At 75.7% G+C, this 8,613-nt stretch carries 3 protein-coding genes; 1 reads left to right on the forward strand and 2 read right to left on the reverse strand.

Annotated features, from left to right (window positions below):
- On the reverse strand, nucleotides 1-5,339 hold a 5,339-nt coding region (locus ABZ885_RS30985), incomplete at its 3' end, for an amino acid adenylation domain-containing protein (RefSeq protein WP_360195850.1).
- A 149-nt stretch (nucleotides 5,340-5,488) separates the two neighbouring features.
- On the opposite strand from ABZ885_RS30985, the gene ABZ885_RS30990 reads away from it, so the two are divergent.
- Nucleotides 5,489-6,034, forward strand: a complete 546-nt coding sequence (locus ABZ885_RS30990; RefSeq protein WP_360195852.1) for a hypothetical protein — start codon at nucleotides 5,489-5,491, stop codon at nucleotides 6,032-6,034.
- Nucleotides 6,035-6,059: 25 nt separating this feature from the next.
- Here ABZ885_RS30990 and ABZ885_RS30995 read toward each other — a convergent pair.
- The coding region (locus ABZ885_RS30995; RefSeq protein ID WP_360195855.1) for an amino acid adenylation domain-containing protein at nucleotides 6,060-8,613 on the reverse strand (2,554 nt) is incomplete at its 5' end.

Below are 8,613 nucleotides of genomic sequence, written 5' to 3' on the forward strand. Positions count from 1 at the left end.
TAGGCGGTGGACAGGTCGCGGGCGAGCGGGGCCATCGACCAGCCGTCCGCCGCGATGTGGTGCACGACCACCAGCAGCACGGACTCCTCCCCGCCCAGGCTGAACAGGTGGGCGCGGAGCGGGAGTTCGGCGGTGAGGTCGAAGCCGGTCGCCGCTGCCCCGGCGAGGGCCGCGTCCAGGGTCGCGGCGGTGGCGTCGGTGCGGTGCAGCCGCGGCCGGGCAGCCGGGTCGGCCGGGGCCAGGACGAGCTGCTCCGGGTGGCCGTCGGTGTCCGGGAAGAGCGTGCGCAGGGCCTCGTGCCGGGCGGTGACGTCGCCGAGTGCGTCGGCCAGGGCCGTGGCGTCGACGCGGCCGCGCAGCCGCAGCGAGAGGCCGAGGTTGTAGGTGCCGCCGGGGCCGTCGAAGTGGCCGAGGAACCAGAGCCGGCGCTGCGCGTGGGAGAGCGGGATCCGGGCTGGTCGGACCTGGGGCCGCAGGGCCGTACGGGTCGCCCCGGCGGCGCCGGCCAGGACGGCGGCGAGCGCGGCGACGGTGGGCGCCTCGAAGAGGGCGCGGACGGTCAGCTCGGCGCCGGCCTCGGTGCGGATCCGGCTGACCAGACGGGTGGCGAGCAGTGAGTGGCCGCCGAGGTCGAAGAAGCCGTCGTCGGCGGAGACCGCGTCGAGGCCGAGGACCTCGGCGAACAGGCCGGCCAGCAGCAGCTCCTGCGGGGTGCGCGGGGCCCGCCCGGTGCCCGCCGAGCCCGCGAAGTCGGGGGCGGGCAGGGCGCGCCGGTCGAGCTTGCCGTTGGTGGTGACCGGCAGCGCGTCCAGGACCAGGACGGCGGCCGGGACCATGTAGTCGGGCAGGGCGGTGCCGACGTGGGCGCGCAGTGCGGCCGGGTCGGCGGTCGCGCCGGCCGCCGGGACGACGTAGCCGACCAGCCGCTTGTCCCCGGGCCGGTCCTCGCGGACCAGCACGGCGGCCTGGGCGACCGAGGGGTGGCCGGTCAGTGCGGCCTCGACCTCGCCGAGCTCGATCCGGAAGCCGCGGATCTTGACCTGGTCGTCGATCCGGCCGAGGTAGTCGAGCTCGCCGTCGGCGGTCCAGCGGACCAGGTCGCCGGTGCGGTACATCCGCGAACCGGCCGGGCCGTAGGGGTTGGCGGTGAAGCGTTCGGCGGTCAGGCCGGGGCGGCCGAGGTAGCCCTGGGCCAGGCCGGCGCCGGTGAGGTACAGCTCGCCGGGCACGCCGGGCGGGACGGGGCGCAGCCGCCCGTCCAGGACGTGGATCCGGGTGTTGGTGATCGGCCGGCCGATGGTGGGCGCGCCGGTGCCCGGGGTGAGCGGGCCGGACATGGTGGCGCAGACGGTGGACTCGGTCGGCCCGTACGCGTTGACCATGCGGCGGCCGTCGGCCCAGCGGGCCACCAGCTCGGCCGAGCAGGCCTCGCCCGCGGTGACCAGGGTGAGTCCGGCGGGCAGCCGCGCCTCGCCCATCGCCGCGAGGACGACCGGCGGCAGGGTGGCGTGGGTGACCCGCTGCTCGGCCAGCAGCGCGGCGAGCGGCTCGCCCGCGGCCAGCCGCTCGGCGGGCGCGAGGACCAGCGTCGAGCCGTTGACCAGGGTGGTGAGAATCTCCCACATCGAGGCGTCGAAGCTGGGCGAGGAGAACTGCAGCACCCGGTGGCCGGCCCCGCCGCCGAACCGGGTCCGGTGGGCGGCGGCCATGCTGGCGACGCCGGTGTGGCCGACCACGACGCCCTTGGGGCGGCCGGTGGAGCCGGAGGTGTAGATGACGTACGCCGGGTCCCGGAGGGTGAGCGGCACGTCGGGGAGCGGCTCGGCCGGCAGCTCGGCGGTGTCCAGCAGCAGCCGCGGGGTGCCGTCGGCGGGCAGGACGTCCTGGAGCGCGGTGGTGGTGACGACCAGGCAGGGGCGGGCGTCGTCCAGGATGTACGCGATCCGCTCGGCCGGGTAGGCCGGGTCGACCGGCAGGTAGGCGGCGCCGGCCTTCATCGCGGCGAGCAGGCTGACCACGGTGTCCGTGCCGCGGCCGAGGGCGACCGCGACGGTCCGGCCGCGGCCGGCGCCGTGCGCGGCGAGCAGCGCGGCGAGCCGGCCGGCCCGCTCGTCCAGCGTGCGGTAGTCGAGCACGGTGGACTCGTGGACCAGGGCGGGGGCGTCCGGGGTGCGGGCGGCCTGGGCGGCGAACAGTGCGGGCGCGGTGGCGGCCGGGACGGCGAGCGCGGTGTCGTTCCAGTCGTCGAGGATCCGGCGGCGCTCGGTGCCGTCGAGCAGCTCGACCGAGCCGATCCGGACGGCGGGGTCGGCGGTGACGGCCTCGACCAGGCGCCGGAAGCGCTCGCCGAGGACGCGGACGGTGGGCTCGTCGAAGAGGTCGCGGGCGAACTCGATGCTCGCCGCCAGCCCGGCCGGGCGGCCCTCGGCGTCGAAGCGCTCGCCGAGCCGCAGCGACAGGTCGAACTTGGCGGTGTCCGTCTCCAGGCGGCGGACCGCCACGTCGAGGCCGGGCAGTTCCAGCAGCGGCGCCGCGTTGTCCTCCAGGGCCAGGGTGACCTGGGCGAGCGGGTGGCGGGCCAGCGAGCGGACCGGGTTGAGGACCTCGACCAGGCGCTCGAACGGCACGTCCTGGTGGCCGTAGGCGGTGAGGTCGAACTCGCGGACCCGGTCGACCAGTTCGCGGAAGGTCGGGTCGCCGGAGACGTCGGTGCGCAGCACCAGGGTGTTGACGAAGAAGCCGACCAGCTCGTTCAGCGCCTCGTCGGTGCGGCCGGCGATCACGGTGCCGACGGGGATGTCCTCGCCGGCGCCGAGCCGGTGCAGCAGGGCGGCGAGCGCGGCCTGCGCGACCATGAAGAGGCTGGCGCCGGACTCCTGGGCGAGCGCCAGCAGCCGCCGGTGCGTCTCGGCGGTGAGCTCGAAGCCGGTCCGCCCGCCGCGGTGGCCGGCCACCGCGGGGCGCGGCCGGTCGGTGGGCAGGGCCAGTTCTTCGGGCAGCGCGGCCAGCGCCTGCCGCCAGTGCGCGATCTGCCGGGCGAGCAGGCTCTCCGGGTCGTTCTCGTCGCCGAGCAGCTCGTGCTGCCACAGGGCGTAGTCGGCGTACTGGACGGGCAGCGCTGCGACGTTCGGAGCCTCGCCGCGCAGCCGGGCGGCGTAGGCGAGGCTGAGGTCGCGGGTGAACGGGGCCACCGACCAGCCGTCGCCGGCGATGTGGTGGACCACCAGCAGCAGCACGTGCCGCTCGGGCGTGAGCGTGAACAGGTGGGCGCGGACCGGGAGCTCGGTGGCGAGGTCGAAGCCGCGGGCGGCGGCCCGGGCGAGCAGCGCGTCCAGGGCGGCCTCGTCGGCGACCTCGGTGACCAGCAGGTCGGGGCGGGCCGCGGCCGGGTCGAGGACGTGCTGGTACGGGGCGCCGTCCAGCTCCGGGAAGACGGTGCGCAGGCTCTCGTGCCGGGCGGCGACGTCGGCGAGCGCGGCGCGCAGGGCGGCGGTGTCCGGGCGGCCGGTGAGCTCGACGGTGAGGCCGTCGTTGTAGGCGGCCTTTCCGCTGCCGGTCTCCATCTGGTTGAGGAACCAGAGCCGGTTCTGGGCGGCGGACAGCGGCAGCCGCCCGGGCCGGGTGCGGGCGGTGAGGGCCGGCCGGGCGGCGGCGGCCGGGCTGGTGGCGGGGGCCGGGCCGGTGGCGGCGTCGGTGCTCAGGCCGAGGGCCTCGGCGAGGGTGGCGACGGTGGCGTTCTCGAAGACGGTGCGCAGGGTGAGCTCGGCCCCGAGCTCCTTGCGGATGCGGCCGACCAGCCGGGTGACCTGGAGCGAACTGCCGCCGAGCAGGAAGAAGTTGTCGTCGATCGAGCCGACCTGCTCGTCCAGCACCTCGGTGAACAGCCGGCAGAGGCTCTCCTCGGCGGCCGAGCGCGGGGCCCGGGCGCCGGCACCCGCCGGCTCGGCGTCGACGGCAGGATCGGTGGCTGGCCCGGCGGCGGGCTCCGCGGCGGCCCGGGCGTGCTGCGGCAGGCCGGTGGTGTCCAGCTCGACGGAGTCGACCCGGTCGGTGAGTGCGGCGCGCCCCAGGCGGTGCAGGAAGGAGAGGAAGGTCCGCTGGTAGGCGCCCAGCTCCGCGCCGTCGTACAGGTCGGGGTTGGCGTCGAAGTCGATCTGCAGGCCGGCGCCCGTGCCGCGGTCGTAGACGATGAAGGAGATGTCGTCGGCGGGGCCGATGGAGAGGTTGTGGGGGCGCGCGGAGTGCCCGCCGAACCGCAGGTCGTAGTCGAACATCATGATGTTGACGTGCGGGCCGACCAGGCGGCGGTCGTCGGCGAGCATGCCCAGGTCGTGGCGGAGGTCCTCGAACTGGTAGCGCTGGTGCTTCATCGCGGCGCGCATCTCGGCGGACACGCGGGCCAGCAGCTCCTCGACGGTGTCGCCGGGCCCGACGGCGATCCGCAGCGGCAGCACGTTGGAGACCATGCCGGGGACGCTGCGGGCGTTCTTCCCGAGCCGGGTGGAGACCGGCAGGCCGAGGACCACCTCGGGGGCGCCGGTGAGCCGGCCGAGCCAGAGGGCGACGGCGGCGATCAGCGCGGGCGGCCAGGTGACGCCGGCGTCGCTCGCCAGGGCGCGCAGCCGGTCGGTCTCGGCGGTCGCGAGGTGGGCGGTGCGGCGGGCCAGCTCGCGGGCGAGGCGCGGCTGTTCGCCGGAGAGGCTGACCGGCTCGGGGCAGCCCCGCAGCCGCTCGGTCCAGTAGGCGCGGTCCGCGGCGAAGCGCTCGGAGTCGCGGTAGTCCGCCTTCTCGGCCAGCAGCCGGCCGAGCGGGGTGAAGGGGGAGTCCGGGACCGGCTCGCCGGCCACCAGGGCGGAGTACACGGCGGCGGTGCGCTGGGCGACCAGGTTCACCGTGAAGCCGTCGACCAGCAGGTGGTGGTAGCGGTGCAGCCACAGGTGGCGGTCCTCGGCGACCTTGAAGAGGGCGAAGAGGAACAGCTGATCGTGCTCGGTGTCGAGCGGCCGGGCGAAGTCCTCGGCCATCCAGGCGCGGGCGGCCGCCCACGGGTCGGGGGTGCCGGTGACGTCGACGACGTGCAGCGACCAGTCGAGCTCGGCGGCCGGCACGATCCGGGCGGCGGGGCCGCGCTCGGTCTCGGTGAACCGCAGCCGCAGCGTCTCGGCCTCGGCGACCACCCGGCGCAGGGCGGCCTCGAACAGCTCCGCGTCCACCGGTCCGCCGATTTCCAGGAATTCGCCGGTGTTGAAGATCGTGTTCTGCGGATTCAGCTGCTGCGCGTACCAGACACCCGACTGGGCGGCGGTCAGCGGCAGCAGTACTCCCTGGCGGTCGGACACGGCCACTCACCCTCAATGCATCGACAGGAAACGACAAGGAACAACGGACCAGAGCCCATGTCTAACAGCGGGCCGGAAGGGCGGACAACGCCGCTTGCAGAAAGCTGCCACGCCTTGGTGGCGGAACTGCCGCGTGCTAGCGTCGCGGCATGGACGAGAACCCGAAGACGGAGCCGCCGGAAGGCCTGCTGATCGACCGCTACATGCCGGAATGGCATTTCCGGGAGCACCATTGGGTGAAGGTGTCGGCGGCCCCCGCGGAGGTGCTCGGGCAGGCCCGCGAGCTGACCTGGCGGGAGGCCCCGGTGGCCCGCGCACTGCTCGCGTTCACCCGGAACAAGCTGCGTCCCGACGGCCGGGTACTGGACGACTTCGCCATGGGCGGTGACACCGTACTGGAGCTCTCCGAAGGGGAGTTGGTGTACGGCGGGATCGGCTCGGCGGCCGGCCCGGTGCGTCCGGACCGGCCGATGGCGGAGGTGTTCGGCGACTACGCCGAGCCCGGCTGCACCAAGGTGGTCTTCACCCTGCACTGTGCCGGTGGAATTCTTTCGACGGAGACCAGGATCCTGGCCACGGACGAGTCGACCCGGCGCAGTTTCGGGCGTTACTGGGCGGCCATCCGCATTCCCAGTGGAATGATCCGCATCGCCCTGCTGGCGGCGCTCAAGCGCCGGGTCGACATTCCGTCCTGAGCGGGCCGCCGGGGCGGTCCGGAATTCAGCCCCGGGCGTCCCGGACGAGTTCGATGAACCGGCCCGCCGTGGAGTTCCGGTAGAAGTCCTGCGTGGTGACCTTCGGGAGTCCCTGCTCGCGCATTTCCCGGAGCACCCGGATGACCAGCAGGGAATTGCCGCCGAGCTCGAAGAAATTGTCCTGCACGGTCACCTCGGCATTCAGTGCGTGGCTCCACAGCTTGAGGATCCGGTCGGCCAGCTGATCGCCCTGTCCGGCCGGGGCGTCGTCACCGTCCGCCGGACCGTCCGCCGTGCCGTCGACCGGTCCGGCGGCGGCCACCGGTCCGGCGGACGGGGCCGGCAGCGCGGCGGTGTCCACCTTGCCGTTGATGGTCAGCGGGATCGCCGCGACCGCGGTGACCGAGGCCGGCACCATGTACGCGGGCAGCACCCCGCGGGCGTGCGCCAGCACCTCGGCCGGGCCGGCCGCGCCGCGCAGGGTGACGTAGGCGTCGATCCGTGCGGTGGCGGCGTCGCCGGGGGTGTCGTGGTTCAGCACGGTGGCGGCGCCGGCCACGTCGGGGTGGGAGAGCAGCACGTTGCGGATCTCGTCCAGCTCGATCCGGTGGCCGCGGACCTTGACCTGGCTGTCCAGCCGCCCGAGGTGGTCCAGGGAGCCGTCCGGGCGCAGCCGCCCGCGGTCGCCGCTGCGGTAGATCCGGCCGCCGCCGTAGGGGTCGGTGACGAACCGCTGGCCGGTCAGCTCGGGCTGGCCGAGGTAGCGGTCGGCCACCCCGGCCCCGCCCACCCAGATCTCGCCCGCCGCGCCGGCCGGCAGCAGCCGCCCGCGCGGGTCGCGTACCGACAGGCTCCAGCCGGGCAGCGCCGGGCCGACCCTGCGGCCGCCAGCCAGGACGTCGGCGGGGGTGACGGTATGGGCGGTGACGTGCACGGTGGTCTCGGTGATGCCGAACATGTTCACCAGCCGGCAGGCGGTGTGCGAGTGCCGGGCGAACCAGGGGGCCAGCATCCGGACGTCGAGCGGCTCGCCGCCGAAGACCACCAGCCGGACGGCCAGCGCGTCGGCGGGCGCCTGCCGGTCGGTCTCCACCAGCTGGGCGAAGGCGGACGGCGTCTGGTTGAGGACGGTCACGCCCTCGCGCACCAGCAGGCCGTGGAACAGCTCCGGGTCGCGGGTGGTCCAGTAGTCGGCCACGACCAGCCGGCCCCCGGTGAGCAGGCAGCCCCAGATCTCCCAGACCGAGAAGTCGAAGGCGCTGGAGTGGAACAGCGTCCACACGTCCCCGGTGCCGAGCCGGAGGTCCTCGCGGGTCGCCTCGACCAGCGCGGCGACGTTGCGGTGCGGGACGACCACGCCCTTGGGGCGGCCGGTGGAGCCGGAGGTGTAGATGACGTAGGCGGGCGCCGAGCCGTCCTCGGCCCGCGGTGCGGCCGCCGGTGCGGTGGCGGCCAGGGCGCGCAGCTCGGCCGGGGTGACCACCCGCACGCCGTCGAGGTCGGCCGGGAGGCCCTCGCCGGTGCCGATGACCACCGTGGCGCCCGCGTTCCCGACGGTGTAGCGCAGCCGGTCCGCCGGGTAGCGCAGGTCCATCGGGACGTACGCGCAGCCGGCCTTGAGCACGCCGAGCAGGCTGGTCACCAGGTCCGCGTCGCGTTCCAGGGCGACGCCGACCATCGCGCCGGGGGCGACGCCGAGGGCGCGCAGCCCGGCGGCGGTCCGCTCGGCCGCGGCGTCGAGGTCGGCGTAGCTGAGGCTGGTGTCGCCGGCGGTCAGCGCGACCGCCTCCGGCCGGGCGCGGGCGACCTCGGCGAACAGTCCGTCGACGGTCCGGGCGGCGCGCCCGGCGTCGCCGGCCGGCGGGGTGACGCCGAGGGCGAGCAGTTGCGCGCTCTCGGCGGGTGTCAGCAGTTCGACCCGGTCCAGCGGCAGCGCCGGGTCGGCGGCCAACTGGGCTGCGACGTGCGCGACATGGGCGGCGAACCGCTCGGCGACGAGCGGTGCCAGGTCGGCCGGGTGGTAGCGGAGCACGCCGCCGGCGGAGCCGTCGGCCTGCCGGGCGAAGTGCAGCACGCCGGGCAGGGCGGGGGCCAGCCGGGGCAGCCGCCGCTGGCCCGGCCGGGCGTCCTCGACCAGTACGCCGATCCCGCCGAGGTCGAGCAGGCCGCCCGGGTGCGCGGGCCGGCCGGCCAGGTACGCGGCGGCGTCCTGCTGCTCGTCCACGGGAGCGCCGGCGCCGTACCGGGCCAGGACCAGCGCGGTGGCGCCGGTGAGCAGCGCGGCGTCGCCGGGAAGGCCGGGCGGCAGCGGCACCGGGAGCTCGGCGGTGCGCCCGGCCCCGGCGGGCTCGCCGAGGCCCCACTCCAGCGTGGGGCGGGGCCCGGCGGGCGGCTCCGGCGGGGCCGGGCGGACACCCAGCGGGTCGCCGTCCAGGGCGAGTTCGTGCCGGGCGACCAGGACCAGGTCGGCGTCACCGTCGGCGTAGTGCAGCAGCAGTGCGCGCAGCGGCAGTCCGGCGGCGCGCAGCGGGCGGGCGGCCTCCCGGCGGGCCCGGGCAGCGGCCTGCGGGTGGCCGGCC

It is taken from the genome of Kitasatospora sp. NPDC047058, from assembly GCF_040643935.1.
Classification (GTDB): Bacteria; Actinomycetota; Actinomycetes; order Streptomycetales; family Streptomycetaceae; genus Kitasatospora.